Origin of the sequence: Sphingobium xenophagum, from assembly GCF_002288285.1 — a bacterium.
In the GTDB taxonomy this organism is placed as follows: Bacteria; Pseudomonadota; Alphaproteobacteria; order Sphingomonadales; family Sphingomonadaceae; genus Sphingobium; species Sphingobium xenophagum.
The window spans coordinates 1381436-1408182 of the sequence record NZ_CP022745.1 but is presented as its reverse complement, the minus strand read 5'-3'; the positions used below and the strand labels follow the sequence as shown (position 1 = coordinate 1408182).

The 26747-nt window shown below is 63.3% G+C and carries 25 protein-coding genes and 1 tRNA gene; 10 read left to right on the top strand and 16 right to left on the bottom strand.

What is annotated here, in order from left to right; all coding sequences use genetic code 11:
* The first annotated feature begins 1 nt into the window (after position 1).
* From CJD35_RS06840 to CJD35_RS06820, 5 genes are read left to right on the top strand one after another with little or no spacing between them, the layout of a single operon-like run.
* Positions 2–340, top strand: a complete 339-nt coding sequence (locus CJD35_RS06840) for an EthD family reductase (protein WP_019051913.1) — start codon at positions 2–4, stop codon at positions 338–340.
* Positions 333–1127: an SDR family NAD(P)-dependent oxidoreductase gene (locus CJD35_RS06835; RefSeq protein ID WP_017181720.1), complete on the top strand. Its 795-nt coding sequence runs from the start codon at positions 333–335 to the stop codon at positions 1125–1127. Before CJD35_RS06840 ends, CJD35_RS06835 begins: the two co-directional genes overlap by 8 nt.
* A complete protein-coding gene (locus CJD35_RS06830; protein ID WP_017181721.1) occupies positions 1105–2646 on the top strand; it encodes a class I adenylate-forming enzyme family protein in 1542 nt (513 codons plus the stop codon). The genes CJD35_RS06835 and CJD35_RS06830 overlap by 23 nt, the downstream gene beginning before the upstream one ends.
* Before the next feature lies 1 nt (position 2647).
* Positions 2648–4714: a 3-hydroxyacyl-CoA dehydrogenase NAD-binding domain-containing protein gene (locus CJD35_RS06825; RefSeq protein WP_017181722.1), complete on the top strand. Its 2067-nt coding sequence runs from the start codon at positions 2648–2650 to the stop codon at positions 4712–4714.
* Positions 4714–5730 carry an NADP-dependent oxidoreductase gene (locus CJD35_RS06820; protein WP_017181723.1) on the top strand — a complete coding sequence of 339 codons (1017 nt, stop codon included), beginning with the start codon at positions 4714–4716 and terminating at the stop codon, positions 5728–5730. The genes CJD35_RS06825 and CJD35_RS06820 overlap by 1 nt, the downstream gene beginning before the upstream one ends.
* A gap of 29 nt (positions 5731–5759) precedes the next feature.
* Here the strand turns inward: CJD35_RS06820 and guaA are convergent, their stop codons facing one another.
* From guaA to rpsM, 9 genes are all read right to left on the bottom strand, one after another.
* Positions 5760–7319, bottom strand: a complete 1560-nt coding sequence (guaA, locus tag CJD35_RS06815; protein ID WP_017181724.1) for a glutamine-hydrolyzing GMP synthase — start codon at positions 7317–7319, stop codon at positions 5760–5762.
* Positions 7320–7399: 80 nt separating this feature from the next.
* On the bottom strand, positions 7400–8632 hold the full coding sequence (locus CJD35_RS06810) for a TCR/Tet family MFS transporter (protein WP_017181725.1): 1233 nt from the start codon (positions 8630–8632) through the stop codon (positions 7400–7402).
* Positions 8633–8659: 27 nt separating this feature from the next.
* Entirely contained in the window at positions 8660–9253 is a 594-nt protein-coding gene (locus CJD35_RS06805) for a YoaK family protein (protein ID WP_017181726.1), read from the bottom strand.
* Between the two features lie 69 nt (positions 9254–9322).
* Positions 9323–9901: a hypothetical protein gene (locus CJD35_RS06800; protein WP_017181727.1), complete on the bottom strand. Its 579-nt coding sequence runs from the start codon at positions 9899–9901 to the stop codon at positions 9323–9325.
* 61 nt (positions 9902–9962) lie between these two features.
* Positions 9963–12134, bottom strand: coding sequence for a prolyl oligopeptidase family serine peptidase (locus tag CJD35_RS06795; RefSeq protein ID WP_017181728.1), 2172 nt, complete (start codon positions 12132–12134; stop codon positions 9963–9965).
* 100 nt (positions 12135–12234) lie between these two features.
* On the bottom strand, positions 12235–12660 hold the full coding sequence (gene rplQ, locus CJD35_RS06790; protein ID WP_026002152.1) for a 50S ribosomal protein L17: 426 nt from the start codon (positions 12658–12660) through the stop codon (positions 12235–12237).
* A gap of 169 nt (positions 12661–12829) precedes the next feature.
* Complete coding sequence (locus CJD35_RS06785; protein ID WP_006967377.1) at positions 12830–13894, bottom strand: DNA-directed RNA polymerase subunit alpha; 1065 nt, start codon at positions 13892–13894, stop codon at positions 12830–12832.
* A gap of 119 nt (positions 13895–14013) precedes the next feature.
* Positions 14014–14403, bottom strand: coding sequence for a 30S ribosomal protein S11 (rpsK, locus tag CJD35_RS06780; protein WP_004208752.1), 390 nt, complete (start codon positions 14401–14403; stop codon positions 14014–14016).
* Positions 14404–14476: 73 nt separating this feature from the next.
* On the bottom strand, positions 14477–14845 hold the full coding sequence (rpsM, locus tag CJD35_RS06775) for a 30S ribosomal protein S13 (RefSeq protein WP_019051841.1): 369 nt from the start codon (positions 14843–14845) through the stop codon (positions 14477–14479).
* Positions 14846–15142: 297 nt separating this feature from the next.
* Between rpsM and CJD35_RS06770 the strand changes: the two genes are divergently transcribed.
* The 4 genes from CJD35_RS06770 (at position 15143) to arsB (ending at position 17958) form a co-directional block, all read left to right on the top strand.
* Positions 15143–15697, top strand: a complete 555-nt coding sequence (locus CJD35_RS06770) for a hypothetical protein (protein ID WP_017181731.1) — start codon at positions 15143–15145, stop codon at positions 15695–15697.
* Positions 15698–16167: 470 nt separating this feature from the next.
* Positions 16168–16500 carry an ArsR/SmtB family transcription factor gene (locus tag CJD35_RS06765; protein ID WP_017181733.1) on the top strand — a complete coding sequence of 111 codons (333 nt, stop codon included), beginning with the start codon at positions 16168–16170 and terminating at the stop codon, positions 16498–16500.
* Between the two features lie 16 nt (positions 16501–16516).
* Entirely contained in the window at positions 16517–16927 is a 411-nt protein-coding gene (gene arsC / locus CJD35_RS06760; protein ID WP_017181734.1) for an arsenate reductase (glutaredoxin), read from the top strand.
* Positions 16927–17958 (top strand): ACR3 family arsenite efflux transporter, encoded by a 1032-nt coding sequence (arsB, locus tag CJD35_RS06755; RefSeq protein ID WP_095686963.1) that lies wholly within the window; start codon positions 16927–16929, stop codon positions 17956–17958. Before arsC ends, arsB begins: the two co-directional genes overlap by 1 nt.
* Before the next feature lie 3 nt (positions 17959–17961).
* Here the strand turns inward: arsB and CJD35_RS06750 are convergent, their stop codons facing one another.
* From CJD35_RS06750 to CJD35_RS06735, 4 genes are all read right to left on the bottom strand, one after another.
* Positions 17962–18225, bottom strand: coding sequence for a 3TM-type holin (locus CJD35_RS06750; RefSeq protein WP_017181736.1), 264 nt, complete (start codon positions 18223–18225; stop codon positions 17962–17964).
* Between the two features lie 83 nt (positions 18226–18308).
* Positions 18309–18848 (bottom strand): glycoside hydrolase family 108 protein, encoded by a 540-nt coding sequence (locus CJD35_RS06745; RefSeq protein WP_017181737.1) that lies wholly within the window; start codon positions 18846–18848, stop codon positions 18309–18311.
* A 97-nt stretch (positions 18849–18945) separates the two neighbouring features.
* Positions 18946–19185, bottom strand: coding sequence for a hypothetical protein (locus CJD35_RS06740; protein ID WP_019051836.1), 240 nt, complete (start codon positions 19183–19185; stop codon positions 18946–18948).
* Between the two features lie 165 nt (positions 19186–19350).
* Positions 19351–19437: transfer RNA gene (locus CJD35_RS06735), tRNA-Leu, on the bottom strand.
* Positions 19438–19606: 169 nt separating this feature from the next.
* Here CJD35_RS06735 and CJD35_RS06730 point away from each other — a divergent pair.
* Complete coding sequence (locus CJD35_RS06730; protein WP_017181739.1) at positions 19607–20101, top strand: hypothetical protein; 495 nt, start codon at positions 19607–19609, stop codon at positions 20099–20101.
* Between the two features lie 5 nt (positions 20102–20106).
* Here CJD35_RS06730 and gltB read toward each other — a convergent pair whose 3' ends face one another.
* The 3 genes from gltB to CJD35_RS06715 are packed head-to-tail and all read right to left on the bottom strand — an operon-like array spanning position 20107 to position 26623.
* Positions 20107–24645: a glutamate synthase large subunit gene (gltB, locus tag CJD35_RS06725; RefSeq protein WP_017181740.1), complete on the bottom strand. Its 4539-nt coding sequence runs from the start codon at positions 24643–24645 to the stop codon at positions 20107–20109.
* On the bottom strand, positions 24642–25178 hold the full coding sequence (locus CJD35_RS06720) for a DUF2059 domain-containing protein (RefSeq protein ID WP_140159600.1): 537 nt from the start codon (positions 25176–25178) through the stop codon (positions 24642–24644). Before CJD35_RS06720 ends, gltB begins: the two co-directional genes overlap by 4 nt.
* Positions 25175–26623: an NAD(P)-dependent oxidoreductase gene (locus CJD35_RS06715; RefSeq protein WP_017181742.1), complete on the bottom strand. Its 1449-nt coding sequence runs from the start codon at positions 26621–26623 to the stop codon at positions 25175–25177. Before CJD35_RS06715 ends, CJD35_RS06720 begins: the two co-directional genes overlap by 4 nt.
* Positions 26624–26747 lie beyond the last annotated feature (124 nt).

Genomic DNA, 26747 nt, shown 5'->3' with positions numbered 1-26747 from the left:
CATGGCGGTCAGCATGGTCGTCCTGGCCAGCCGGCCGCAGGACTGGACTCACGAACAGTTCACCACCTGGTGGCGTGGGCCGCACGCCGACGCCGCCAGGGTTCTGCCCGGCCTTATCGCCTATCGGCATGGAGCGGTGACAAAGGATTATGACAGTCCGGAAGCGCCGGGCTGGGACGGCCATGCCGTGCTGACCTTCGCTGACCAGGCGGCGCTGGACATCGCCTTTGCCTCGCCGGAATGGAAAGCGGCGACAGCGCAGACCAGGGGCATGGGCGGTCGGCGGATCATCCTGATCACCGACGAAATCGATCTGCTTGCCGGAGGTGATCATGACTGACTGGAAACCCGGCTTCGCCGCCGCTCAGTTCCGTCTCGACGGCAAACGTGCGCTCATAACCGGCGGACGCGGGGCGCTCGCCGAAGCGATGGCCGCGACACTGGCCGATCTGGGCTGCGCCGTCGCGCTGGCATCACGGACGGAGGCGGATTGCGCCGATCTGGCGGCAGGGATAGCGGATCGCTTCGGAGTGCCAGCCGCAGGCCTGGCTTGCAATATCGCCGACGAAGCGTCCGTCGAGGCCACAATCGCCGGAACGGTAGAGCGGTTGGGGGGGCTCGACATCCTCATCAACAATGCCGGCGCATCCTGGTGGGGTCTGCCGCAGGACATTCCGCTCAAGGGCTGGCAAAAGGTGATGGACGTCAACGTGACCGGCACCTTCCTGGCCTGCCGTCATGCTGCGCGCCACATGATCGCCCAGGGCGGCGGGGCGATCGTCAATATCGCATCGGTTGGCGCCTTCCTGTCTTATCAGCCGGACGCGGGACAGGTCGTCCCCTACACCACCAGCAAGGCGGCGATCGTTCACCTGACCAGCGACCTGGCCGCTCAATGGGCCGGGCACAATATTCGGGTGAATGCCATCGCCCCCGGATCGATCGAAACGGGCATGACGGAAACGCTGGACCCCGCCATTCAGGAAAAAACGCGGGCTGGCATATTGATGCGCCGCTTTGGCCGCCCCGACGAGGTGGCTGGCACGCTGGCGCTGCTGGCGTCCGATGCGGGCAGCTTCATCACTGGTCAAACCTTCCTCGTTGATGGAGGGCAATCCCTTGCCTGAAGAACAACGCCATCCAACGTTTCAATGGAACGCCGAGCGGCTCTGGCCGCAGTTCGCGCGCCTTGCCGACGCTGAACCGGACGCGCTCGCGCTGGCCGATTGCAACGACCGTTTATGGAGCCGGGCCGAATTGCGCGCGCAAGCGGTGGACATTGCAGCGCGGCTCAGGTCTGTGGGGGTAGAGCCGGGCGACCGCGTCCTCGTGACCGGGCACAAGAGCCCGGCGACGATTGCCACGGCGCTTGCCGTATCATCGCTGTGCGCCACATTCTGCCCGGTATCGCCAAAGCTAGGCGCGGGCGATCTTGCCGTGCTCGAACCCTTGCTCGGTCATGCTGCCAAGGTCAGCGGCGCCGACGACGCCTTGCCCGAAGTTACTGCCGGGACAGGCACACGGTCGCGTGATCCGCGCGACGCCGATGCCGCACTCATCGGCTTCACCTCCGGCAGCACCGGCGTTCCCAAGGGCGTGATGCACGGCCCGGAAGCGCTCAACTATGCGACTCGCGCCTGCGCGGCCATAGCCGGCCTTGATCCTCGCGACGCGATATTGGGCATTGTCCCGCTCGACAGCGCCCCCGGCTTCACTTTCACGGCGCATTTCGCGCTGTCATTGGGACATCCGCTCGTGCTGGTGGACCCATGGGTGCCAGCCGAAGCACTTCGGCGAGCCGAACGCTACGGATGTGGCTGGGCCATTGCCGTCCCGACCCACCTATTCACGATGGTGGAAGCAGCCCGCCTCGGCGAATGGAGCGGTCGCCTTCCCCTCCGCGCCATGGCTGTGGGGGGCAGCGCGATGACTCCGGAACTGATCGCTGACGCCGATCGGCTGCTGGGGCTCAAGGCGCTGCGCATGTTCGGCATGTCGGAATGCATGGGCCATGCCTCGACCAGCCCCACGGACCCGCTGGAGCGCCGCCAGCTTTTTGACGGCATCCCCTTTCCCGACACGCAGGAAGAGGCATTCGATCCCGACATGAAGGTGCTGCCTAGGGGCAGTCGGGGGCAGGCAGGCGTCCGCGGGCCATCCCTTTTCCTGGGCTATGCGCAGGGCTTGGGCGCCGGGCAGGAGCGTATGACGCCGGATGGCTTCTACCTGACCGGGGACGAAATCATCCGCGATGAAGAAGGCTTCGTCCGGGTGGTCGGCCGGATCAAGGACCAGATCATCCGGGGCGGCTTCAATATCGACCCTGCCGAGGTGGAGGCTGCGCTGTTGCGACACCCCGCCATTGCCGAGGTCGCGGTGGTCGCGGTGCCCGAGCGCAAGCTGGGCGAGCAGGCCTGCGCGGTCTGCCGCCTCAGGGTACAAGGCAGCGGCATGGACCTGCCTGCACTGCTGGACCATCTTTCGCAGCAAGGCCTTTCCCGCAAGAAATGGCCTGAACATCTGGTGCTGGTCGAGGAAATGGCGGTGACCGCCACCGGCAAGCTCGACAAGAAGGCAATGGCCGCCATTGCCGTGGAAGAGGTCGCCCGCCGGCGCGCCGCACCACCCGCCACACAGGACGCATGACATGAACCAGACCGCCAGCAGCGTCGTCACGGACGGCATTGCGCTCATCACGCCGGACAATCCGCCGGTGAACGCCTTGTCAGCCCCCCTGCGGCAAGCATTGCAGTCTGAACTCGATCGGGCGTTCCGCGATGATCAGGTGCATGCGATCATGCTGATATGCGCGGGGCGCACCTTCATCGCCGGCGCGGACATCACCGAATTCGGCCAACCCTGGCAGTCGCCATCCTTACCGGACCTGTGCGCCATGCTCGACGCTGCGCCCAAGCCTGTTGTTACCGCCATTCACGGCACTGCGCTGGGCGGGGGTTTTGAACTGGCGCTCGCCTGCCACTATCGCGTCGTCGCAGCAAGTGCGCGCGTAGGCCTGCCCGAAGTCAATCTTGGCCTGCTTCCCGGCGCAGGCGGAACCCAGCGCGTACCAAGGGTCGTCGGCGCTAAGGCCGCGTTGGACATCGTCACATCGGGTCGCCAGATCAAGGCGAAAGAGGCGCTGTCGCTCGGTCTGGTGGACGCGATCGCCGATGATCCATCGCTTCAATCCGAAGCGCTGGCCTTTGCCCGGCGCGTGGTGGCGGATGGCGCGGCGAAACCGCGGATCAGAGATCGGACCGATGCCATCGAAGGCGACCGGAACGCCCCGGAACTCTTCACGACTTTCGCAACGACGAACGCGCGCCGGTTCAAGGGTTTTCCCGCGCCTGGCGCGATCATAGAGGCCGTGCAGGCGGCGGTGATGCTTGATTTCGATGATGGCCTGGCAAAGGAAGCAGCCTTGTTCGAGCAGCTGGTCGCCAGCCCCGAATCCGCCGCCCAGCGCCATGTCTTCTTCGCCGAGCGTGAGGCGGCACGGGTGCCGGACATAGGGCCGGAGACGACAGCGATCGATATAGCGGCGGTTGGCGTTATCGGCGCAGGCACCATGGGCGGCGGCATCACGATGAATTTCCTGAATGCCGGCATCCCGGTGACGCTGGTCGAAACCAGCCAGGAGGCGCTGGATCGCGGGATCGCCACGATCCGCCGCAACTATGAGGCAACCGCCAGCAAGGGGCGAATGACCGGCCAGCAGGTCGAGCAGCGCATGGCGCTGATTTCGCCCAGCCTGGAGCTTGGCGCGCTTGCCCATGCCGACCTTGTCATCGAAGCCGTCTATGAGAGCATGGACGTCAAGACCGATATTTTCGCGCGGCTCGACCGGATTGCCAAACCGGGTGCGATCCTAGCGTCCAACACATCCTTCCTCAATCTTGATCGCATCGCGGCAGCGACCAGTAGGCCCGAATGGGTCGTGGGGCTCCATTTCTTCTCACCCGCCAATGTCATGCGCCTGCTGGAAGTCGTGCGCGGCGCCGCCACCGCAAAGCCCGTGGTCGCGACAGCGATGCGGCTCGCCAAGCGGATCGGCAAGGTCGCCGTTCTCAGCGGCGTGTGTGACGGCTTCATCGCAAACCGGTTGCTCGCGCCCCGCGGGACACAAGCCGAAGCGATGATGCTGGAAGGCACGCCCATTGAAGCGATCGACCGCGTGTTGGTCGATTATGGCTTCGCCATGGGGCATTTCCAGATGATGGATCTGGTGGGGCTCGATGTTATCGGCCGGAACGCGACCGAACGCACCGTCATGGGCGATCTGGTCGCCGCCGGTCGGCTGGGCCAGAAGCGCGGCGCGGGCTATTATGATTATGATGAGAAGCGGCGCCCCCATGCGTCGGACCTGACTGCAACCTTGATCAGGGACGTTGCGGCGGCAAGATCCGTTGCGCACAGTCCAACGGTGGGGGATGAGGCCATTCTGGCGCGCCTGCTCTATCCGGTCGTCAACGAGGGTGCGAGAATATTGGAAGAAGGCATCGCGCTGCGGGCATCCGACATCGATATAGCAGCGGTGCTCGGCTATAATTGGCCGGTCTATCGCGGCGGGCCGCTCTTCTGGGCCGATCAGGTCGGGCTGGGCAAGATCGTGGCGGACATGCGTCGGCTTGAGGTGCTGCATGGCGAAACCTTCCGCCCGGCTCCGCTGCTGGTGCGACTGGCGGAGGGGGACAAACGGTTCGGCGACCGGTGATGAGCCTCAATCGCTCCTGGCTATTGGCGCGCAGGCCTGAAGGTGCGGTGCAGACGGACGATTTTGCCTATCACGAGGAGGCATTTGAAGCGCCCAGGCTGGACAAGGGAGAGATTCTTGTCCGTACGCGGATCATTTCCTGCGCCCCCACGATCCGCAACTGGTTGAATCCGCCCGAACGCAGCTATCGCGGTGCGATCGGCATCGGTGAACCGATCAAGGGCATGGCAGCGGTTGAAGTGCTGGCGTCGCGTCATGCGCGGTTTGAAGCCGGACAATGGGCCACGGCCGTGGCGCCCTGGCAGGATTATGCAGTCCTGCGCCCCGATGCGGCAGTCGTCCCGGTCACGCCTATCGAGGCGTGGATGGACCCGGTCGACGCCATGACACTATATTCGCCGAACAGCCTGACCGCCTATTTCGGTCTTTTTTCGGTGGGAGAGCCAAAGCCCGGCATGACCGTCCTTGTGTCCGGTGCAGCCGGGTCGGTCGGGGCGATGGTGTGCCAGATGGCTCGCATCGCAGGCTGCCGGGTCATTGCAGTTGCCGGAGGTCCGGAGAAATGTCGCTGGCTGGAAGAGGAAGTCGGCGCAGACATCGCGATCGACTATCGCTCGACGGACTTTTCAGCGGCTTTGAAGGACGCCACGCCTGCCGGCGTAAACATCTTTTTCGATAATGTAGGCGGGGACGTGATGCATGCCGCCATCGGCAGAATGGCGCCACATGGCCGCGTCGTGCTGTGCGGACAATTGTCCGCTTATGATTCGAACAGCCCGGCTGCTGGCCCCAGGGATATGATGAAGCTGGTCTATGGACGGATCAGGATACAGGGCTTTGTCGTTGGCGACTATGCTGACGAATATGCGTCCGCGATAGCCGCCATACGCCAGTGGGAGGCAGAAGGGCGCCTACGCAATCGTTATGATATGCGGGACGGGTTCCATCATATACCCGACGCCTTCGTCGATATCTTCCAGGGACGAAATTCCGGAACACTGATCGTCCGAATCTAGGTGTTTAGACCCCTCTACAGAGCCTACAATCATTCCCACTCGATCGTGCCCGGCGGCTTCGACGTATAGTCATAGACCACGCGGTTGATGCCCTTGACCTCATTGATGATCCGGGTCGCCACGCGGCTGAGGAAAGCTGCATCGAACGGATAGATGTCCGCCGTCATGCCATCGGTCGAGGTGACGGCGCGCAGGGCGCAGACGCTGTCATAGGTGCGCAGGTCGCCCATCACGCCAACGGTGCGGACGGGCAGCAGCACGGCGAAGGCCTGCCAGATCGCGTCATAGAGCCCCGCATTGCGGATTTCCTCCAGATAGACCGCGTCCGCCTTGCGCAATATGTCGCAGCGTTCCTTGGTCACTTCGCCGGGGATGCGGATGGCAAGGCCAGGGCCGGGGAACGGATGGCGACCCACGAAAATCTCGGGCAGGCCCAGTTCCCGGCCCAGCACGCGCACTTCATCCTTGAACAGTTCGCGCAACGGCTCGACCAGCTTCATGTTCATGCGTTCGGGCAGGCCGCCGACATTATGGTGCGACTTGATCGTGACGCTGGGGCCACCGGTGAAGCTGACGCTTTCGATCACGTCGGGATAGAGCGTGCCCTGCGCCAGGAAATCCGCCCCGCCGATCTTTGCGGCCTCTTCCTCAAACACGGCGATGAATTCGCCGCCAATGAACTTGCGCTTCTTTTCAGGGTCGGTGAGGCCAGCCAGGCCGCCCAGAAAGCGATCCTCCGCATTCACATGGACCAGTTTGATGCCATAATGTTCGCGGAACAGGGTAACGACCTGCTCGGCCTCGCCCAGCCGCATCAGGCCATGGTCGACGAACACGCATGTCAGTTGGTCGCCGATCGCTTCGTGGATCAACACCGCCGCGACGGCGCTGTCGACACCGCCGGACAGGCCGCAAATCACCCGGCCAGAGCCAACCTGCGCGCGAATATCGGCGATCTTGGTCGCGCGAAACTCCGCCATGGTCCAGTCGCCCGCCAAGCCGCAGACATGACGGACGAAATTGGCGAGCAGCTTGCCGCCATCGGGGGTATGGACGACTTCGGGATGGAATTGGGTCGCATAAAAGCGCCGGGCTTCGTTGGCGGTGACGGCGAAGGGCGCACCCTCGCTGGTGGCGACGACCTCAAAGCCGTCGGCCAATTGCGTCACCTTGTCGCCATGGCTCATCCACACCTGATGCTTTTCGCCCGGCGCCCAAAGACCGTCGAACAAAGCGCAGGGCTTTTTCACCTCGATGAAGGCGCGGCCAAACTCGCCGCTCTCCCCGCCTTCGACATTGCCGCCCAGCTGCTGCATCATCGTCTGCTGACCATAGCAGATGCCCAGCACCGGAACGCCCGCGTCGAATATCGCCTGCGGTGCGCGGGGACTGTCATCCCACATGACTGAAGAAGGGCCGCCCGACAGGATGACGCCCTTGGGCTGCATCCGGGCGAAGGCTTGTTCGGCGCTGTTGAAGGGGGCGATTTCGGAATAGACCCCGGCTTCGCGCACGCGCCGAGCGATGAGCTGGGTCACCTGGCTGCCGAAGTCCACGATAAGGATGGAATCCTGAAGGGGCAGCGTCATCGAATCGCCTTTATATCGAGCGGTGGAAGGGATTCGCGCCCGGTTAGTCGCCCCGCCCCGATATGTCCAGTTTTCGCGACCTATACGGCATCGGCATCCAGCCCACGGCCCGCCGCCCAGCCCAGCAACGCCGCACTGCCCAGCACCGCCGCCGCAATCAGGAAGGCGCTGCCGATGAAGGGCAGGGTCGGATTGCCGCCAACCGACAGCGCGTAAATGCCGCCGAAGAAGAGGGGCGATACGATACCTGCAATACTGCCCACACTGTTGTTCGCGCCCTGCAACTGGCCCTGTTCGGATTCGGATACGCGCTGCGTCATCAGCGACTGGATCGTCGGCATTGCCAGCCCCCACAGCGCATTGGGCAGCATCGCGGCGACAAACAGCCAGCCGGTCGGCGCGAGCCCCATGCAGGCGATGCCGACCGCACCGAAGGCCAGGCCCGTCACCATCGTCGTCCGGTCACCCAGCCGCTTGACCACGGGACCGACCAGAAAGCCCTGCACGCCCATGTCGAGCAAACCGACCAAGGCGAGCAGGCTGCCGACCTGCCACGCGCCCCAGCCATAACGATCCCCGGCATAGAGGACGAACACGGCGGAGAAGAGATGGTGGGCGAAATAGAGCAGGAAATTGACGATCGCCAGGCTCGACAGTTCCGGGTGAGACCGCAAAAGGGTGAGCGCGCCGAATGGGTTGGCGCGGGCCCATGAAAAGGCCATCCGCTTTTCCTGCGGGAGCGATTCGGGCAGGACGACCAGACCATAAAGGAATGCCAGTCCCGACAGGCCAGCCGCCGCCCAAAAGGGCGCGCGCAGCGAAATCTCGCCCAATATGCCGCCCAGCAGTGGCCCGGCAACAAAGCCGCCGCTGAATGCCGCCCCGATCAGCCCATAGCCGCGCGCGCGATCTTCAGGTCGGGTGATGTCGGCCATATAGGCAAACACGGAGGTGAAGCTGGACGAGGTGACCCCCGCCAATATCCGCCCCAGAGCCAGCCACCATAGATTGGGCGCGACGGCCATCAGCACATAATCGAGCGCCAGACCGCACACTGATAGCAGAATCACGGGCCGCCGCCCGAAACGGTCGGACAAGGACCCGATAATCGGCGAGCAGATGAACTGCATCCCCGCCCATAGCGCTACAAACAGGCCATTCCACAGGCCGGCCGCGCTGCTGGAGCCGGACAGGGATTCGATCAGTTGCGGCAGCACCGGGATGACGATTCCCATCGACATGACATCGAGCAGCGCCGTCACCAGGATGAAGGCGATGGCCGCATTGCGGCGGGGAAGGAAAGGAGCGGGCATGGGCAACCGCCTAGAGCGGATGGACAGTCATGCCAAGCGGTCGGTGCGCGGCAACGGCCCCAGCCAGAGGCTCCACGCCAGCAACAGCAGGCACCAGCCGCAAGCCACCCACAAAGCGCCAAGGTCCATCCGCCCAAACAGCAAAGCCCCGGCCACTGCGCCTGCGACAAGACCCAGCCAGAGCAACAGATGGGGCAGCCAGCCAAACGCCGGGCCACCGGTCACGGCACTGGCCAACGCCTGTCCGAGCTTCACCAGTGCGCCGGTCATATAGGTGACGCCAATGCTCACCTCGCCATCGCGCTGGAACATATTGTTCACAGCGCCCATAGCCGCCGCCATCAGCAAGGTCAGACCATCCCCGACCGATCCGGCCAGCGATGCCGCGATGGTCAACAACGCCAGCACCAGTGCCAGTACGGCTTGCTTGCGCCACCGTCCGGCCATCCGCGCCAGGAGCGCGCCGACAAATACCCCGCCGACAAAAGCGCCGATCAGCCCGGCGGCCGTCCATGCCAGCGTCGGCTTTGTCGCGATGCCGACTGCCATTCGGGTCGAATTGCCGCTCATGAACGACACGAAGAGCCCGCCCAGTTTGAGCAGACCCAACGCATCGACCATCCCTGCAAGCGCCGCCAGGCCAAAAGCCAGGACATGGCGCGACGGAGGGTGACGACGCACGGCGGCGCCTTATCGCATCACGACATCGCGGCTCAGATAGACCTCCGCGACGCGGCCATCCTTGATCGTGCAGGTGAAGCGGCGGGTCGTGCCGGTCGGGGCGCGATAATTGGCGCGCGATTCGACTTCTCCGTCGATATTATACCCGCCTTGGGCGGCGCGCGGCTCGTCGATGCGCCGCACCTCGGCATAGCCGCCATTCTGGTCCTGCGCTTCATCGCGCGCGGCGACGGCGCAGGCGTCCGTCATCTGATCCTGATCGCCATAGGCGGCGGCGACATCGGAGAAATCATCGTCGCGCCGGACATCCGCGCCATAATCCGTACCATCGACCGGCGGGGGAGCCGCGGCGTCACTATTGCGCGCTGCCTTCTTGTCCTTCGACATGGAAGAGGCAACGATCGCCACCGCACCGATCAGCGCTGCAACCCCGACGGCATCGCCGAAGCCGAAGCCATTGCCGCGATCGCGATGGTGATGATGGCCCCAATTGCGGTCATAGCGCGGACGCGCCTGCGCCGGACCTATGCTGCCAACCAGCAGCGCCAGTCCAACCAGCGATCCTGTCATCCAGCGCGTCTTGCCCATGCCTGTGTCTCCTGCGATCAAACGGTATCTATCCGCGTCCGGCTGTCGCGCGGCTGAACGATTATTGCGGATCATCCCTGATCTGCAAACCCGTGAATGAGGCCAGAAAGGCATAGCTGTCGGCATATTCGTCGATCAGCTTGTCGATCGGCTTGCCAGCGCCATGGCCGGCGCGGCTTTCGACCCGCAGCAGTCGGGGCTTGCTGCCCACATTGGCGGCCTGCAAGGCGGCGGCATATTTGAAACTGTGGGCGGGCACGACCCGGTCGTCAGTATCGGCGGTGGTAACGAGGATCGCGGGATAATCCTTACCCGACAGGATATTGTGATAGGGCGAATAGCCGTAGAGCAGCGGAAAATCCTCCGCCCGTGCGGGCGATCCATAATCGTCCACCCAGTAACGCCCGGCGGTGAAGCGGTCAAAGCGCAGCATGTCCATCACGCCCACGGCTGGCAGGGCGGCAGCGAACAGGTCGGGACGCTGGTTGACTACCGCACCAACCAGCAGGCCGCCATTGGATCGCCCCTCGATCGCCAGTCCATCCGGCGTGGTATAGCCATTGGCCTTCAGATATTCGGCCGCAGCGATGAAATCGTCGAACACATTCTGCTTGTTGGGGCCACGGCCAGCCTCATGCCATGCCTTGCCGAATTCACCGCCGCCGCGCAGATTGGCGATGGCATAAGCCCCGCCCTGTTCCAGCCAGGCCAGCCGCGTCGCCGAATAGCCCGGCGTCAGGCTGATGTTGAAGCCGCCATAGCCATAAAGGATCGTCGGCGCCGCGATCGCCCGGTCCGCCAGCACCTTTTTGCGGATCACGGTCATGGGCACGCGGGTGCCGTCCTTTGACAGATAGCTGATCTGTTCCATCCCGAATTCATCCGGATTGAAGGGCAGGTCGGGCTGGGCGAACAACTGGCTTTGCAGGGTGGATGTGTCGAAGCGATAGATGCTGGACGGGGTGGTGAAGCCAGAAAAGCTGAAAAACGTCTCCGGGTCGCCATCGCGCCCACCAAAACCCGCCGCAGTCCCCATGCCGGGCAAGGGCACGTCGCCCACCTTGCGCCCATCCAGTTCGACCAGTTCCGCAATCGTTTCGGCCTGCGTCATATAGGCCAGGATCAGTCGGCTGCCGACCAGCGAGCCGCCCGCCAGCGTATCGGCGCGTTCGGCCACGACCTGTTGCGGCCTGCGCCGGGGCTGCGCCGCATCGAGCGTCACGACTTTCAGATGGGGCGCATGATCATCGGTGATGAAATAGAGGGTCGACCCCCGACTCCCAATCAGCCGCCAATCCTGTAGCGGCCCCTTCACCAGCCGCCGAGGCTTAACCGGCCCGCCGTCCAGCGCCGCGACATGGATTTCACGGCGCGGGTCGATCCCCTGAAACGAACTGATCACCAGCCAGCGCCCGTCGTTGGTGACCTGCGCGGTATGGCTCAGTTTCGGCCGGTCTGGCGTGGCGTAGATCAGTTGATCCTGCGCCTGCGCGGTGCCGACGCGATGATAGAAAAGCTGCTGATCTTCATTGGCGGCCCTGAAAGCCGTATCTCCCTGCGGCGCAGGGTAGCGGGAATAGAAGAAGCCCTGGCCACGTCCGTCCCAGGCCAGGGTCGAAAATTTGACCCAGTCGATCCGGTCGTCGAGCACCTTCCCCGTATCGACATCCAGCAAACGCAGGGTCCGCCAATCGCTGCCCGCTTCCTGCACCGCAAAGGCCAGAGTCCGGCCGTCCGGCGAGGGAGCCCATTCGGCCAATGCGCTCGCACCATCCTTGGCCCAATCATTGGGATCGATCAGCAACCGCTGCGGGCCGTCCAGCCCTTCACGCACGTAGAGCGGGGTCTGGTTTTGCAGCCCCTTGTTATAACCGTAGAAATAGCGCCCGCCTGCCTTGCGCGGGACGGTGTAGCGCCCGTGCGACAGCAACGCCTGCATCCGCGCTTTCAGCGCCGCCCGGCCCGGCAGGCCGTCGATATAGCGGCGGGTCAGTGCATTTTCCTGCGCCACCCAGTCGCGCACGGCCGGGTCCGCACGCAAATCATTTTCCAGCCAGCGATAGGGATCGGCGACCTTTACCCCGAAATGATCCTCGACCAGATCAAGACGCCTGGCGATGGGGTAGCGCAAGCCCTGCCCGGCCGCGTCGATGGCGACCGTCTCCGGCCCCGCAACGACCGGGCTGGCCGCCAGCAGCAGCGGCAGCAGGAACAGGCGGGCCGTTGCGCGCATCCTCTTTTTCGTCTCTTTTTAACCAGAACAGGCCGTGGCTCCTAAAGAGCCACGGCCTGTCGGTAAAGCATCCAGTCCTCCCTGGGAGGACCGCACTCAATCAGGCAGCTTCATATTCATCTTCGTCGGCGGTCTGCACCGGGCCGCTATCCTGCCCCTTGGCGCTGACGTCGCGGTCGACCAGTTCGATGATCGCAATCGGCGCGGCGTCCGACGCGCGGATGCCAGCCTTGATCACGCGGGTGTAACCGCCGTTACGATCCTTGTAGCGTTCGGCCAGAACCTCGAACAGCTTGGCCAGCTGGGCATCGTCCTTCAGGCGAGCATCGGCCAGGCGACGGTTGGACAGGCCACCCTTTTTCGCCAGCGTGATCAGCTTTTCCACATAGGGGCGCAGTTCCTTCGCCTTGGGCGTGGTGGTCAGAATCTGCTCATGCTTGATCAGCGAAGCGGCAAGGTTGCGGAGCAGCGCGACGCGGTGACCGGTAGCGCGCTGAAGACGACGTTGACCCATTCTGTGACGCATAGTTCATTCCTTCGTTCGTTAAGGGCCCGTTTCAGGTAGCCCAGACCAGGCGGTGACGTGGCCGCCATTTGTTCGTCATTCCCGCGAAGGCGGGAACCCATCTCCGACCCCATCCCCAGGCACAAGACCGGGAGATGGGTACCCGCCTTCGCGGGAATCACGGAGCTTTTTAGCCCAGCAGCTCTTGTTCGAGCTTCTTGGCCATTTCCTCGATATTTTCAGGCGGCCATCCGGGGATGTCCATGCCGAGGCGCAGACCCATGGACGACAGCACTTCCTTGATTTCGTTCAGCGACTTGCGACCGAAATTGGGCGTACGCAGCATCTCGGCTTCGGTCTTCTGGACCAGATCGCCGATATAGATGATGTTGTCGTTCTTGAGGCAGTTGGCGCTGCGGACCGACAGTTCCAGCTCGTCCACCTTCTTGAGAAGGTAGCGGTTGATCTGGTTGGTGTCGCTTTCGCCTTCCGACGCCGATGCGACCGCATGGCCACCCTGCGAAGGCGCGGCGGTGGGCAGCGCGTCCTCGAAATGGACGAACAGCTGGAGCTGGTCCTGCAGGATGCGCGCGGCAAAGGCGACCGCATCCTCCGGCGTGACGGTGCCGTCGGTTTCGACGGTCAGCGACAGCTTGTCATAGTCCAGTTCCTGGCCGACGCGGGTATTGTCCACCTTGTAGGCGACCTGACGGACCGGCGAGTAGAGCGCGTCGATTGGAATGAGGCCGATCGGCGCGTCTGCGGGACGGTTGGCGACGGCGGGGACATAGCCCTTGCCGACATCAGCGGTCAGTTCCATGTTCAGCGTCGCGCCCTGGTCGAGGTGACAGATCACCAGGTCCGGGTTCATCACTTCGATGTCGCCGACGACGCTGATGTCGCCAGCCTTGACCACGGCAGGACCGGTAGCCGACAGCTGAAGCCGCTTGGGACCATCGCCTTCCATCCGCAGGGCGACCTGCTTGATGTTGAGGACGATGTCGGTGACATCTTCACGCACGCCAGCGAGCGACGAGAATTCATGCAGGACGTTCTCGATCTTGATCGAGGTGACCGCCGCGCCCTGAAGCGAGGAAAGAAGAACCCGGCGTAGCGCGTTGCCAAGCGTCAAGCCGAAACCGCGCTCCAGCGGCTCGGCAACGAAGGTCGCCTTGCGCTTACCGTCGCTGGTTGGCTTGATTTCCAGCGCGTTGGGCTTCTTCAATTCCTGCCAGTTCTTCATGTTGACAGTCATGTACTTCCCCTGGGGATGTGGCCGAAACGCTTATGATCCTGGACCCGACAGGACGTTGCGGCCGATGCAGACGGGTAACGGGCGGCGCGTCCGCCGCCCGCCATATCGCTCAGCCGAATTTAGACGCGGCGGCGCTTGGACGGACGCACACCGTTGTGCGGGATCGGCGTTACGTCGCGGATCGAGGTGATGTGGAAACCGACGGCCTGAAGGGCGCGCAGGGCCGACTCACGACCTGAACCGGGACCCTTGACTTCGACTTCCAGCGTGCGGACGCCATGTTCGGCGGCCTTGCGACCGGCATCTTCCGCGCACACCTGAGCGGCGTAGGGGGTCGATTTGCGGCTGCCCTTGAAGCCCATCATGCCAGCCGAGGACCACGAAATCGCGTTGCCCTGGGCATCGGTGATGGTCACCATGGTGTTGTTGAAGCTGGCGTTGACATGTGCCACGCCGGCCGAGATGTTCTTGCGCTCACGGCGCTTAATGCGCTGGGGTTCGCGTGCCATTTTGCTCTATCCTACTCGAAATACTGACAAAAGAAGTCGGGAGGGCAAGGCCGCAAGGCCCGCCCTCTGGCGCTTACTTCTTCTTACCGGCGATCGCCTTGGCCTTGCCCTTGCGGGTGCGGGCATTGGTGTGCGTGCGCTGGCCGCGAACCGGCAGCCCCTTACGATGACGCAGGCCGCGATAGCAGGCCAGGTCCATCAGGCGCTTGATGTTCATCGCGGTGTTGCGGCGAAGATCGCCCTCGACGGTCAGGTCAGCGTCGATCGTTTCACGGATCTGGAGCACTTCGGCGTCCGACAGGTCCTGCACGCGACGGCTGTGGTCGATGCCCAGCTTGTCGGCGATGTCTACGGCGGTCTTACGACCGATGCCGTGAATGTAGGTGAGCGCGATGATTACGCGCTTGTTGGTCGGGATGTTAACACCCGCAATACGTGCCATGGTCAATTAATCTCCTGCTCCACGGGGCGATTGGCGTCACCCCATCTCAAAGCGTCAGGGCCGCGACCCCATGGCGTGGGACCGCAACCAATGTATAGCCCCGGACGCAAAAAAGACGGCCAGTGCGCGAAGCACTGCCGCTCACCAGCGTGTCGGGATGTGCGCGCCCTAGCGATTCGGCCGGACGGTGTCAATATCGGCGCGGCAAGCAAACGCGTCGGCCCGGCCTGCCCCCGCGGCTCTTCCGCTCATCCTTTTCCAGTTGAGCCGCCTGCGCCGGGCGGGCATGGGAGGGCGATGCGCTTTACCACCCACCTTGCCCTCGCCGCACCCTTCCTCATCCTGCTCGGCTCGTGCGTCGGCCCTGCAACGCGCCCGGCCAGTCCTGCCCCCGCGCCCGCCCCGCGACCGGCCCAGGCGTCCGCGCCGGTCCGACCCGTCGCCCCCGCCGCGCCATTGGCCAGCGACCGGCAATATCGCCCCACCGCGCCGGGGGATTGGCGCTGGCAATCCGACGCAGCCATGTCGATCGCCCGTTTCGGTCCGACCGCGGCCGACCCCCGCCTTACCATCCGCTGCGATCGGGCGGCGCGCCGAATCAGCATTATTCGCGCAGGCGCGGGGCAAGGGACGATGACGCTGCGAACCAGCTATGGTGCGACCAGCTGGCCCGCGACAGCCACCACAGCCCCCGTGCCGCAGACGATAGCGGTGCGGGCCGCTGCCGATACCGCGCTGGATCAGATGGCCTACAGCCGGGGCAAATTCGCGATCGAGGTGATGGGACTGGAACCGCTTATCGTACCGGCATGGCCGGAAGTGTCACGTGTGATCGAGGATTGCAGGGGATAGCGACGCGACGCCGGGATTGAGGACGCGAAAGTATGATTCGAAAAAAGAATAATACAAGTCTTGATCATGCCTTCCGTCTGATTCACATTCCATCCCGTGGCCGCACGAAGCGCAGTCGAAGTCGGCCATAACGGGCTTCAACATAGCGAAAGGAGGTGATCCGATGTCTCATGGTTCAGCAATGGGGTCGGTCAAGTCCATTCGGGGAACGCGCCGCTGAGCGACGCCATGCCGTCGATCTCCCTCCACATCGCGAGATAAAGCGCGCCGACATACAGGCCGTCTCCCGGTGGAGAAGATAGCGCGACCTTCGTTTCCCCTGGGCGGCACTTCCGGCCGCTGACCATGCACATGATGGGCCGTCGGGCTTTGACCCGGCGGCCCCTCTCATTTGCGTTTCTCGCCGCCGCGATTCCTTTCTTTCCTCACAATCGACTTGCCATGCTCCATATATCCATTAATCCGGATATATGGAAAACGAATCCGCCATCGCGGCTTTAGCCGCCCTCGCACAGTCCACGCGGCTCGACAGTTTCAGGTTGCTCGTCCGCCACGAGCCCGATGGCCTGCCCGCCGGGGAAATCGCCCGGCTGGTCGGGGTCCCGCAAAATACCATGTCGTCCCATCTGGCGATCCTCTCCCGCGCTGGACTGGTCCGGGCGGAGCGGCAGAGCCGGTCCATTCATTATCGCGCCGACCTGGAAGCGTTGGGCGCACTGACATTGTTCCTGCTCAAGGATTGTTGCGGCGGGAACGCGGCTTTGTGCGCCCCGATCATTGCTGAACTGACCCCTTGCTGCTGATCCAGAGGACATCCCCTTGGCCACCGACATCATCATCTATCACAACCCCGCTTGCGGCACGTCGCGCAACACGCTGGCGATGATCCGCCATGCCGGAATCGAACCGCATGTCATCGAATATCTCAAGACGCCGCCATCGCGAGCTTTGCTGGAGCAATTGATCGCCCGTTCCGGCATCGCGCCGCGCGCCCTGTTGCGGCAGAAGGGGACGCCTTTTGCCGATCTGGGGCTGGACGATCAGACGCTGCCCGACGCGGCGCTGATCGACGCGATGATGGCGCACCCCATATTGATCAACCGCCCGCTGGTCGTGTCGCCCAAAGGGGTGCGACTATGCCGCCCGTCCGAGGCGGTGCTGGAGTTGTTGCCCCATCCGCTGCCCACACCCTTCGTCAAGGAAGATGGCGACGTGGTGGGAGCCGCCTGATGTCATTGTTCGAACGCTATCTCAGCCTCTGGGTCTCGCTGTGCATCGTCCTGGGGATTGGACTGGGGCATCTGTTCCCGTCGGCCTTCGCGCTGATCGCTGGAGCCGAGATCGCCAACATCAACCTGCCGGTAGCGGCGCTGATCTGGCTGATGATCATACCCATGCTGCTGCGGATCGACTTTGCTGCGCTGGGCAGCGTAAGGCGGCACTGGCGCGGTGTCGGGGTGACGCTGTTCATCAATTGGGCGGTCAAGCCTTTCTCCATGGCGCTGCTGGGCACATTGTTCATCGGCCATCTGTTCGCGTCCTACCTGCCTGACGGACAGGGGCCGTCCTATATTGCGGGCCTGATCCTGCTGGCGGCCGCCCCCTGCGCCGCAATGGTGTTCGTCTGGTCCAACCTGCTGGATGGCGATCCTGGCTATACGCTCAGTCAGGTGGCGCTCAACGACCTGATCATGCTGTTCGCCTTTGCGCCGATCGTCGGACTGCTGCTGGGCGTCGCCTCGATCAGCGTGCCATGGGATACGCTGCTGCTGTCGGTCGGCCTCTATATCGTCGTGCCCGTGGTCGTCGCCCAATGGCTGCGCAGGGCGCAGTTGCGGGCAGGCGGACAGGCGGCTCTGGAACGGCTGCTGACAAGGCTCGGGCCATTTAGCCTGCTAAGCCTGCTCGCTACGCTCGTGCTGCTCTTCGCCTTTCAGGGGGAGCAGATCGTCGCCCAGCCGCTGGTCATCGCGCTGATCGCAGTGCCGATCCTGCTTCAGGTCTATCTGAACGCAGGCCTTGCCTATTGGCTCAGCCGCAGCATGCGCGGCGACTGGTGCGTTGCGGGACCGGCTGCATTGATCGGTGCATCCAATTTCTTCGAACTGGCGGTCGCCGCAGCGATCAGCCTGTTCGGCCTCCACTCTGGCGCGGCTCTGGCCACTGTCGTCGGCGTATTGGTGGAAGTGCCGGTGATGCTCTCTATCGTCGCTCTCGTGAAGCGTTCGCGCGGCTGGTATGAAGGGCGCGCGGCCGCCTAGGCGCTACCGCTCTGCCCCCTTCGCCTTGCCCCATGCGCGCGCGGCAGTGTAGCCCAGATAACCGGTGCCAAACAAAGCGTAGAGCGGTTCAGGCAGGGCGTTGAGATAGTCGCGCATCCCCGCCGTGATCGCCGCCGCCATAGCGGGTCGCCACCCCGCGATGACGCCCATCGGCAGCGACCAGAGCAGCAGCGCATACATGACATAGAGGAAAGTGGGCCGCGCGCGCATAGCCCAGGGATCGGGATCGATAGACTCGGAAACCATGGCTTCATATCCTGATTGAAAAGACAGTTCCGGGCGTCGTTCGCGCGATAGCTTGGCGCAAAACGCACGAGTGTTCATAAGAGCTAACCGATTCGGTTGGCCAGCCAGCCGTAGAGAAACGCCTCATTGGCGGGGCGGTTTTCCGCGAGCGCGATATAGCGTTCACCCTGCATCGCTTCGATCGCCTTCAGCAGTACCGCCTCACCCGCCTTGCCCCGCAACGCACGAAAGGCGCGCAATGCCCCCAGCGTCCTTGCGCCGATCGCCCGGTCCAGCGTCAGATCCGGATAATCGCGCTGGTTGCGATTGAGCGCGTTAAGGGCGCGCTGGAGAAAGCCGGTCGCGGTTCCCACGCCCATATTGACCGCAGTATCGAACAATTCGGCCGCGACGGAGGGCGCGGTTTCCGCGACGAAGGCGTAACCGGGCTGATCCCAGTAAATCCGCCGGTAAATCGCCACCGCCGTCGCGCGCGGCAAAGCTCGCATGTCGCCGACAAACCCATTGTCCCGCGCCACCGCCTGGGTAATCCCCCAATTGGTCGGCCCGCCCCGGTCAGCCGGATGGTTGGAATAACCGCCTTCGCGGGCGATAACATCGTCAATGAGCGTAAGGATGTCCATGCTGCGCCTCTCTGTCTTGAACGAGGCGGATCATTTATCCCATATGGTTTGTTGTAGGACAGGGGAAATTCCGGCCGAAGATCGGAAACCGAACCTGTCAGCTTTCTGCGCGCAGTTTTTCCGCCAGTTGGGCGATTTCATCCGGCTCCAGCAGCCAGGTGCGCGTCCGGCGACCTTCCCGATGAACCGGCTGGGTCAGCAACACACGCGCCTGCGCCTTGGCCTCTGCCTTGAAGATCGCGAAATGCTGCGCGCATTGGCGGATCGTGCCGATCAAGGGCGCCTTGCCATCCAGATCAATCATGGTGGCTGGCTGATCCCAGTCTATGGCGGACATGGCAGCTTCCTTTCATCTCGTCATCCGGGTCCGTCCCGCGCGCCCGCGTCAGATAGGCGGTCGAACCACACCCCTGCAAGGTCCGTGCGATCAAGCGCAATTGCCCCTGCCCTTGCGGGGCGGGGACTGTCAATTCCGGCTGATCCTGAGCATCAGGCAAGTGAATGGTGCGGCCAAGAAGACTCGAACTTCCACGGGCTTTCGCCCACAACGACCTCAACGTTGCGCGTCTACCAATTCCGCCATGGCCGCACATTCAAAGGGAAACCGGCAGGACCGGCATCTGGTAGGCGCTGGCCATTAGCAAAGGCTTTTGCGCCATGCAACAACCGATCTGCATCTGCGTTATGATTGATTGTCGTGCACGATGCGGCACGCCGAAAGGCCAGTGCCCGCCAGCAAAAGGATGGAAAGCAGGACCATGCAGCATTGGATACTGTCAGGCGTGACAGTGGCCGCCGCGACGGTCATGGGACTGGGTTTGGGCGCCTATGTCACCAGTCCGCAATCCTCTGCTCCAAGAACACAGAAAGATGTCGCCTATGCCGAGCCCAGCGATAGCAGCCTGTCCGATCAGGTCGCCGATCCGGCCGGTCGCGGTCCCGACATAATCCGCTGTACCGGTTGCGGACCAACGCTGGTGGAACGGCAAATGGCTTCGGACATGGCGGGACTGGACGCAGACGGCATGATTGACGGCACCAGCGATCCGGTCGTGCGTGACTATCTGGCACAAGGAGAGGCGGCGGAAGCGGTCGATCCCGTCCCACCGCCATCACCGATTCATCAGCTGCCACCGCCAATTGCGCGCTTCGCCGCCGGAGAGACGGCCACGCCTCCACCGACTCTGCAACCTGCCCAAGGGAAAGCCCCTCCTGCCGTCATGGCGACGGCAGCAGGCAGTTCCTTCCCTTAGAACGCCTATTCGGCAGCAACGACCTCCGCCGGCGCATCGCTCAGCGGATGGGTAAGGCGGCTGATCATCTCCTTGGGGCACACTTGCCAGATATAGCGCCGCCAACGGTCCCAATCCTCCAATATGGTGCTGGACCATTTGCTGTCGGTCGCCTTGGCGTGCTGGGCGATCAGATCCTTGACCTGCGCCTCCCAATGCGCGCTTTCCAGCCGCTGCCAGACGATCCCTTCCGGGTTGGCCCGCGACGTGAAGCTGCCATCCTCGTCCAGGATGAAGGCCATCCCGCCGGTCATGCCCGCGCCGAAATTGGCGCCGGTCTTGCCCAGGATCACGGCAATGCCGCCGGTCATATATTCGCACCCATTGGCGCCGCAGCCCTCGACCACGACCTGCGCGCCCGAATTGCGGACCGCGAAGCGTTCGCCCGCCTGCCCTGCCGCGAACAGCTTGCCACTGGTCGCGCCATAAAGGACGGTGTTGCCGATGATCGTATTATCCTTCGACGACAGGGGGCTGGAGACGGTCGTGCGCACCGTGATGATGCCGCCTGACAGGCCCTTGCCGACATAGTCATTGGCGTCGCCGAAGATTTCCAGCGTGATCCCCTTGCACAGGAACGCGCCCAGCGACTGGCCCGCGGACCCGCGCAGGCGCACGGTCAGATGTCCATCGGCCAGCGCCGACATGCCGAACTTGTCAGTCACCGCCGACGACAGGCGCGTGCCGACCGCGCGGTGCGTGTTGCGCACCGTATAGGTCAGTTGCATCTTCTCGCCCCGCTCGAACACTGCCTTGGCGTCGCGCATCATCTGCGCGTCCAGGCTGTCGGGCACGTCGTTGCGCCATTGCTTCAGGCTGAAACGGCGCTGGTCGTCGGGGGCGTCCACCTTGGCCAGGATCGGGTTGAGATCCAGATCGTCCAGATGTTCAGCGCCACGATTGACCTGCTTCAACAGTTCGGTCCGCCCGATCACCTCGTCCAGGCTGCGGAAGCCCAGCCGGGCCAGCACTTCGCGAACTTCCTCGGCGATGAAGGTCATCAGGTTGATGACCTTTTCCGGGGTGCCGGTGAATTTGGCGCGCAGCTTTTCATCCTGCACGCACACGCCCACGGGGCAGGTGTTGCTGTGGCACTGACGCACCATGATGCAGCCCATGGCGACCAGCGACAATGTGCCGATGCCATATTCCTCCGCGCCCAATATCGCGGCGATCACGATGTCGCGCCCGGTTTTGAGGCCGCCATCGGTGCGCAGCTTCACCCGATGCCGCAACCCGTTGAGGGTCAGCACCTGATTGGCTTCGGACAGACCCATTTCCCATGGCGTCCCGGCATATTTGATCGAGGTTTGCGGGGATGCCCCGGTTCCGCCGACATGGCCCGCGATCAGGATGACGTCGGCATGCGCCTTCGCCACGCCCGCTGCGACCGTGCCGATGCCCGCCTGGCTCACCAGCTTGACGCAGACGCGTGCGCGCGGATTGATCTGCTTGCAGTCGTAGATGAGCTGCGCCAGATCCTCGATCGAATAGATGTCATGATGGGGCGGCGGCGAAATCAACGTCACGCCGGGCGTCGAATGGCGCAGCCTGGCGATGAATTCGGTGACCTTGAAGCCGGGCAGCTGCCCCCCCTCGCCCGGCTTGGCCCCCTGTGCGACCTTGATCTCTATCTCTTCGGCCGACGCCAGATATTCGGCATGAACGCCAAAGCGGCCCGACGCGATCTGCTTGATCACGCTATTGGCATTGTCGCCATTTTCATAGGGTTTGAAGCGCGCCGCATCCTCGCCGCCCTCGCCCGACACCGCCTTCGCGCCGATCCGGTTCATCGCGATCGCCAGCGTCTCATGCGCCTCAGGCGAGAGCGCCCCGAGCGACATGCCCGGCGTCACGAAACGCTTGCGGATTTCCGTGGTGGCCTCCACCTCGTCGATCGGCACGGCTTCGCGCGCGAAATTAAACTCCATCAGGTCGCGCAGATAGACCGGTGGCAGATCGCGCACCCCGCGCGAGAATTGCAGATAGGTCGAATAGCTGTCGGTCGCGACCGCCGTCTGCAACAGGTGCATCAGTTGCGCGGAATAGGCATGCGCCTCCCCACCGTTGCGCTGGCGATAGAAGCCGCCGATGGGCAACCGCACGACCGATGCGTCATATGCCTGCTGATGGCGCAGGATCGCGCTATAGTGGAGCGAGGCATAGCCTTCGCCCGAAATCTTCGCCGGCATGCCGGGGAACAGATCGTTGACCAGAGCGCGCGACAGGCCGACCGCTTCGAAATTATAGCCGCCGCGATAGCTGCTGATGACCGCAATGCCCATTTTGGACATGATCTTGAGCAGGCCTTCGTTGACCGCGACGCGATAGCGCTCGAAACAGGCGTCAAGGTCGAGAGACCCGAACAGCCCGCGCGCATGGCGGTCGGCGATGCTGGCTTCGGCCAGATAGGCGTTCACCGTGGTCGCGCCCACGCCGATCAGCACCGCAAAATAGTGGGTATCGAGCGCCTCGGCGCAGCGCACGTTGATGGACGCATAGGAACGAAGCCCCTTGCGCACCAGATGCGTATGCACCGCGGCCGCCGCCAGCACGCCAGCAATGGCGATGCGCGTCTCGCTGACGCCCTCGTCGGTCAGGAAGATTTCTGTCCGCCCTTCACGTACCGCCTGCTCGGCTTCCTCCCGGATGCGTGCGATTGCCGCGCGGAGCTGCTCCTGCCCGCCATTTGCCGGGAAGGTGCAGTCGATTTCCGCGACCGCCGGACCAAAATGCGCCTTCAGCCGCGCCCATTCCGCGCTGGTCAAAACCGGCGATTCCAGCACGAGTACGTGGCTGTTCTGCGCATCCTGCTCCAGGATGTTGTGCAGGTTGGAAAAGCGCGTTTTCAGGCTCATTACATGCCGTTCGCGCAACGGGTCGATCGGCGGGTTGGTGACCTGGCTGAAATTCTGGCGGAAGAAATGGCTGATCGTCCGTGGCTTGTCGGAAATGACGGCCAGCGGCGTGTCGTCGCCCATTGATCCGATGGCTTCCTTGGCATCCTCCACCATCGGCGCCAGGATCAGTTCCAGATCCTCCAGCGTCAGGTTGGCCGCCACCTGCCGCCGCGTCAGTTCCGCCTTGTCCCAGTCGGGCAGAGCGGTCGGCGCATCGGTCAGGTCGCCGATCGCCATGAAGTCCTTGATCAGGTCGCCATAGGGGCGCTCACCCGCGATCCGATTCTTGATCGCAGCATCGTCGTAGATTTCGCCCTCGGCCAGATCGATGGCGATCATCTGGCCCGGACCCATGCGCCCCTTGCGCACGATGGTGGTTTCGGGAACCACGACCATGCCGGTTTCCGACCCGACGATCAGCAGATTGTCGCCCGTCAGCGTGTAGCGCAGCGGACGCAGCGCGTTGCGATCCACCCCGGCCACGACCCAGCGCCCGTCCGTCATCGCCAGCGCGGCAGGGCCATCCCACGGCTCCATGACGGAGGCGAGATAATCATACATGTCGCGATGCGCCTTGGGCAGTTCGCCATTGTCGGCCTGCCAGGCTTCGGGCACGAGCATCAGCTTGGCGGTGGGCGCATCGCGGCCCGACCGGCAGATCGCCTCGAACACGGCGTCCAGCGCAGCGGTATCGGACGCACCCGCCGGAATGACTGGCTTGATATCCTCCGACTGCTCGCCGAATGCGAGGCTGGCCATCTTGATCTCGTGGCTTTTCATCCAGTTCTTGTTGCCGCGGATGGTGTTGATCTCACCATTATGGGCAAGCGTGCGGAACGGCTGGGCCAGCCACCATTGCGGGAAAGTGTTGGTCGAATAGCGCTGGTGGAAGATCGCCACCCGGCTCTCGAACCGCTCATCCTGCAAATCGGGATAGAATACAGACAGCGATTCGGCGAGGAACAGCCCCTTGTAGATGATGGACCGGCACGACAGGCTACAGATATAGAAATCATTGATCTGCGCCGCGATCACCTGCTTTTCGATCCGGCGACGGATCAGATAGAGGTCCTTCTCGAACTCGGCCTGATCACGCACTTCGGGCATCGGCCCGGCGATCATGATCTGCTCGATTTCGGGACGCGTGCGCTGCGCCTTTTCGCCGATGACGGACACGTCCACCGGCACCTGGCGCCAGCCATAGATGGTATAGCCTGCGTCGATGATCTCGCTCTCAACGATGGTGCGGCAGGTTTCCTGCGCACTGAGGTCCGTGCGCGGCAGGAAGATCATGCCGACAGCCAGGCGGTTGGGCAGCGGCTTGTGACCGGAGTCCGCGATCGCATCGTCAAAGAAGCGCACCGGCAGGTCGACATGGATACCCGCGCCATCGCCAGTCTTGCCATCGGCGTCGACCGCGCCCCGATGCCACACGGCCTTCAGCGCATCGATCGCGGAGGCGACGACGCGACGCGACGGGCGGCCGTCGGTCGCGGCAACGAGGCCCACGCCACAGGCGTCGCCTTCCAGGTCAGGATGATACATGCCCTCGGCGGCGATCCGCGCGCGTTCTTCGGGGCTTGCGGTGAAGGGAGTGTCTGTCATGATGATGTTCCCTTACGTTCTTGCGTCGCGAGCCATTGATCGACGACTTCCTTGATTTTCTGCTGCATGATCGGTTTCCGATCTTCTGCAACTTTTAGTCCAATCTGCGCGAGCTTCGGCAGCATCTGTGGCATCAATTGTTGCGATTTGCGCATAACCGGGTCGGCGCTGATCACGGCCAGCCTACGGAGTTCTTCCGCCGTGAAATGATCCGCGTAGATTTGTGCGGCGCCATCTAGCGCTGTTCGCTTGAGTTCGGTCATCATTGCGCCGATCTCTTCGTTCATAGCGATACGCACTTTTTGCTTAAGATCCGCCGGCATGGCCTCGCCGCGTTGCTTTTCCGCAGCAGCCACATTTTGTTCGAAAACGCTATTGGCCATGGCGATGCCGGACAATTCCATTTGTCGCTCAAACCCAACCGATAGGAGGAGATCGCGCGCCGCCGTAAGTGCGGCCAGCCGGTCTCCGCCTTGCCCGAAAGAAGGGGTGCTTGCGAGCGTTAGAAGTAGAGCAAAGACAACCGCCTTCACGCCGCAACCCTCTCGCCCGCTGCCTTGGCTTTCGCCTTCAAATAGCGGTGCATATGCTCGGTCACGTCGCGGCCGTCGCGGATCGCCCAGACGACCAGGCTTGCGCCGCGCACGATGTCGCCGGCGGCGAACACGCCGTCCATGCTGGTCATCATCGTCTTGTGATCGACGCGCAGCGTGCCCCAGCGGGTGACGGACAGGTCGTCCGCGCCGAACATTTTCGGCAATTCTTCAGGATCATAGCCAAGCGCCTTGATGACCAGATCGGCCTCCAGCGTATGTTCGCTGCCCGGATCGGGCTCGGGCGCGCGGCGACCCGATGCATCGGGCGCACCCAACCGCATCCTGGTGACTTTGACGCCGGTGACATGCTCGGTGCCTTCAAAGGCGATCGGCGCGGTCAGCCAGACGAATTCGACGCCTTCTTCCTCGGCATTGGCGACTTCGCGCTGCGATCCCGGCATATTTTCCCGGTCGCGGCGGTAGAGGCATTTGACCGATTTCGCGCCCTGGCGGATCGCGGTGCGGACGCAGTCCATGGCGGTGTCCCCGCCGCCGATGACGACGACATTCTTGCCGGTCGCGAGCAGGCTGCCGTCCGCATGTTCGGGGACGTTATCGCCAAAACCGGCCTTGTTGGAAGCGGTGAGATAATCGAGCGCCTTGACCACGCCCGGTGCGCCAACGCCCGGCGCGCGGATGTCGCGGGGCTTGTAGACGCCGGTGGCGATCAGGATCGCGTCATGCTTCTCGCGCAGCGCTTCCAATGTCGCGTCGCGGCCAACCTCGAAATTTTCGTGAAACACGATGCCGCCATCGCGCAACCGCTGGACCCGGCGCATGACCACGTCCTTTTCCAGCTTGAAGCCGGGAATGCCATAGGTCAGCAGTCCGCCAGCGCGATCATGCCGGTCATAGACATGCACATCATGCCCCGCTGCACGCAGATATTCCGCCGTGGTAAGGCCAGCCGGCCCCGCGCCGATCACGCCGATCGACTGGCCGGTGGGCTTGCCAGGGACCAGCGGTTCGACCCAGCCTTCCTTCCAGGCGGTGTCGGTGATGAATTTTTCGACACTGCCGATCGTCACGGCGCCATGGCCGGAAAATTCGATGACGCAATTGCCCTCGCACAGCCGGTCCTGCGGGCAGATGCGGCCGCAGATTTCGGGCATGGTGCTGGTCAGGTTGGACAATTCATAGGCTTCACGCAGGCGGCCTTCGGCGGTCAGGCGCAGCCAGTCGGGGATGTGATTGTGCAACGGACAGTGAGTTGAACAATATGGCACGCCACATTGCGAGCAGCGCGACGCCTGTTCTTCCGCCTTGTCGAGAATGAAGCTGCGGCTGATTTCCAGAAAGTCGTCGGCGCGGGCATCGGCATCGCGCTTGTCGGGGTAGGCTTGTCCCTTGCCTACGAATTTCAGCATTGGATTGTCGGCCATGATACGCCCCTGACTCAAGTTACAAGGGCGCGCATAGCAGAAAAACCCGCGGAGTCACGCGGATTCTGCATTTTAGGCCAATAATGCTGTCTAAATTACACCCTGTATCCACTCTAGTTGCGAA

Excerpts from the sequence above, each read along its gene's own strand:
- CJD35_RS06730 (WP_017181739.1), top strand. The coding sequence starts at position 19,607 with ATGCAGCATTGGATACTGTCAGGCGTGACAGTGGCCGCCGCGACGGTC.
- rplQ (WP_026002152.1), bottom strand. The coding sequence starts at position 12,660 with ATGCGTCACAGAATGGGTCAACGTCGTCTTCAGCGCGCTACCGGTCAC.
- CJD35_RS06820 (WP_017181723.1), top strand. The coding sequence starts at position 4,714 with ATGAGCCTCAATCGCTCCTGGCTATTGGCGCGCAGGCCTGAAGGTGCG.
- CJD35_RS06745 (WP_017181737.1), bottom strand. The coding sequence starts at position 18,848 with ATGGACATCCTTACGCTCATTGACGATGTTATCGCCCGCGAAGGCGGT.
- CJD35_RS06795 (WP_017181728.1), bottom strand. The coding sequence starts at position 12,134 with ATGCGCGCAACGGCCCGCCTGTTCCTGCTGCCGCTGCTGCTGGCGGCC.
- CJD35_RS06840 (WP_019051913.1), top strand. The coding sequence starts at position 2 with ATGGCGGTCAGCATGGTCGTCCTGGCCAGCCGGCCGCAGGACTGGACT.
- arsB (WP_095686963.1), top strand. The coding sequence starts at position 16,927 with ATGTCATTGTTCGAACGCTATCTCAGCCTCTGGGTCTCGCTGTGCATC.
- CJD35_RS06805 (WP_017181726.1), bottom strand. The coding sequence starts at position 9,253 with ATGGTCGATGCGTTGGGTCTGCTCAAACTGGGCGGGCTCTTCGTGTCG.
- CJD35_RS06785 (WP_006967377.1), bottom strand. The coding sequence starts at position 13,894 with ATGACTGTCAACATGAAGAACTGGCAGGAATTGAAGAAGCCCAACGCG.
- CJD35_RS06835 (WP_017181720.1), top strand. The coding sequence starts at position 333 with ATGACTGACTGGAAACCCGGCTTCGCCGCCGCTCAGTTCCGTCTCGAC.
- guaA (WP_017181724.1), bottom strand. The coding sequence starts at position 7,319 with ATGACGCTGCCCCTTCAGGATTCCATCCTTATCGTGGACTTCGGCAGC.
- gltB (WP_017181740.1), bottom strand. The coding sequence starts at position 24,645 with ATGACAGACACTCCCTTCACCGCAAGCCCCGAAGAACGCGCGCGGATC.
- CJD35_RS06770 (WP_017181731.1), top strand. The coding sequence starts at position 15,143 with ATGCGCTTTACCACCCACCTTGCCCTCGCCGCACCCTTCCTCATCCTG.
- CJD35_RS06750 (WP_017181736.1), bottom strand. The coding sequence starts at position 18,225 with ATGGTTTCCGAGTCTATCGATCCCGATCCCTGGGCTATGCGCGCGCGG.
- CJD35_RS06800 (WP_017181727.1), bottom strand. The coding sequence starts at position 9,901 with ATGGGCAAGACGCGCTGGATGACAGGATCGCTGGTTGGACTGGCGCTG.
- rpsM (WP_019051841.1), bottom strand. The coding sequence starts at position 14,845 with ATGGCACGTATTGCGGGTGTTAACATCCCGACCAACAAGCGCGTAATC.
- CJD35_RS06715 (WP_017181742.1), bottom strand. The coding sequence starts at position 26,623 with ATGGCCGACAATCCAATGCTGAAATTCGTAGGCAAGGGACAAGCCTAC.
- CJD35_RS06810 (WP_017181725.1), bottom strand. The coding sequence starts at position 8,632 with ATGCCCGCTCCTTTCCTTCCCCGCCGCAATGCGGCCATCGCCTTCATC.
- CJD35_RS06740 (WP_019051836.1), bottom strand. The coding sequence starts at position 19,185 with ATGTCCGCCATAGACTGGGATCAGCCAGCCACCATGATTGATCTGGAT.
- CJD35_RS06830 (WP_017181721.1), top strand. The coding sequence starts at position 1,105 with ATGGAGGGCAATCCCTTGCCTGAAGAACAACGCCATCCAACGTTTCAA.
- rpsK (WP_004208752.1), bottom strand. The coding sequence starts at position 14,403 with ATGGCACGCGAACCCCAGCGCATTAAGCGCCGTGAGCGCAAGAACATC.
- CJD35_RS06765 (WP_017181733.1), top strand. The coding sequence starts at position 16,168 with ATGGAAAACGAATCCGCCATCGCGGCTTTAGCCGCCCTCGCACAGTCC.
- CJD35_RS06825 (WP_017181722.1), top strand. The coding sequence starts at position 2,648 with ATGAACCAGACCGCCAGCAGCGTCGTCACGGACGGCATTGCGCTCATC.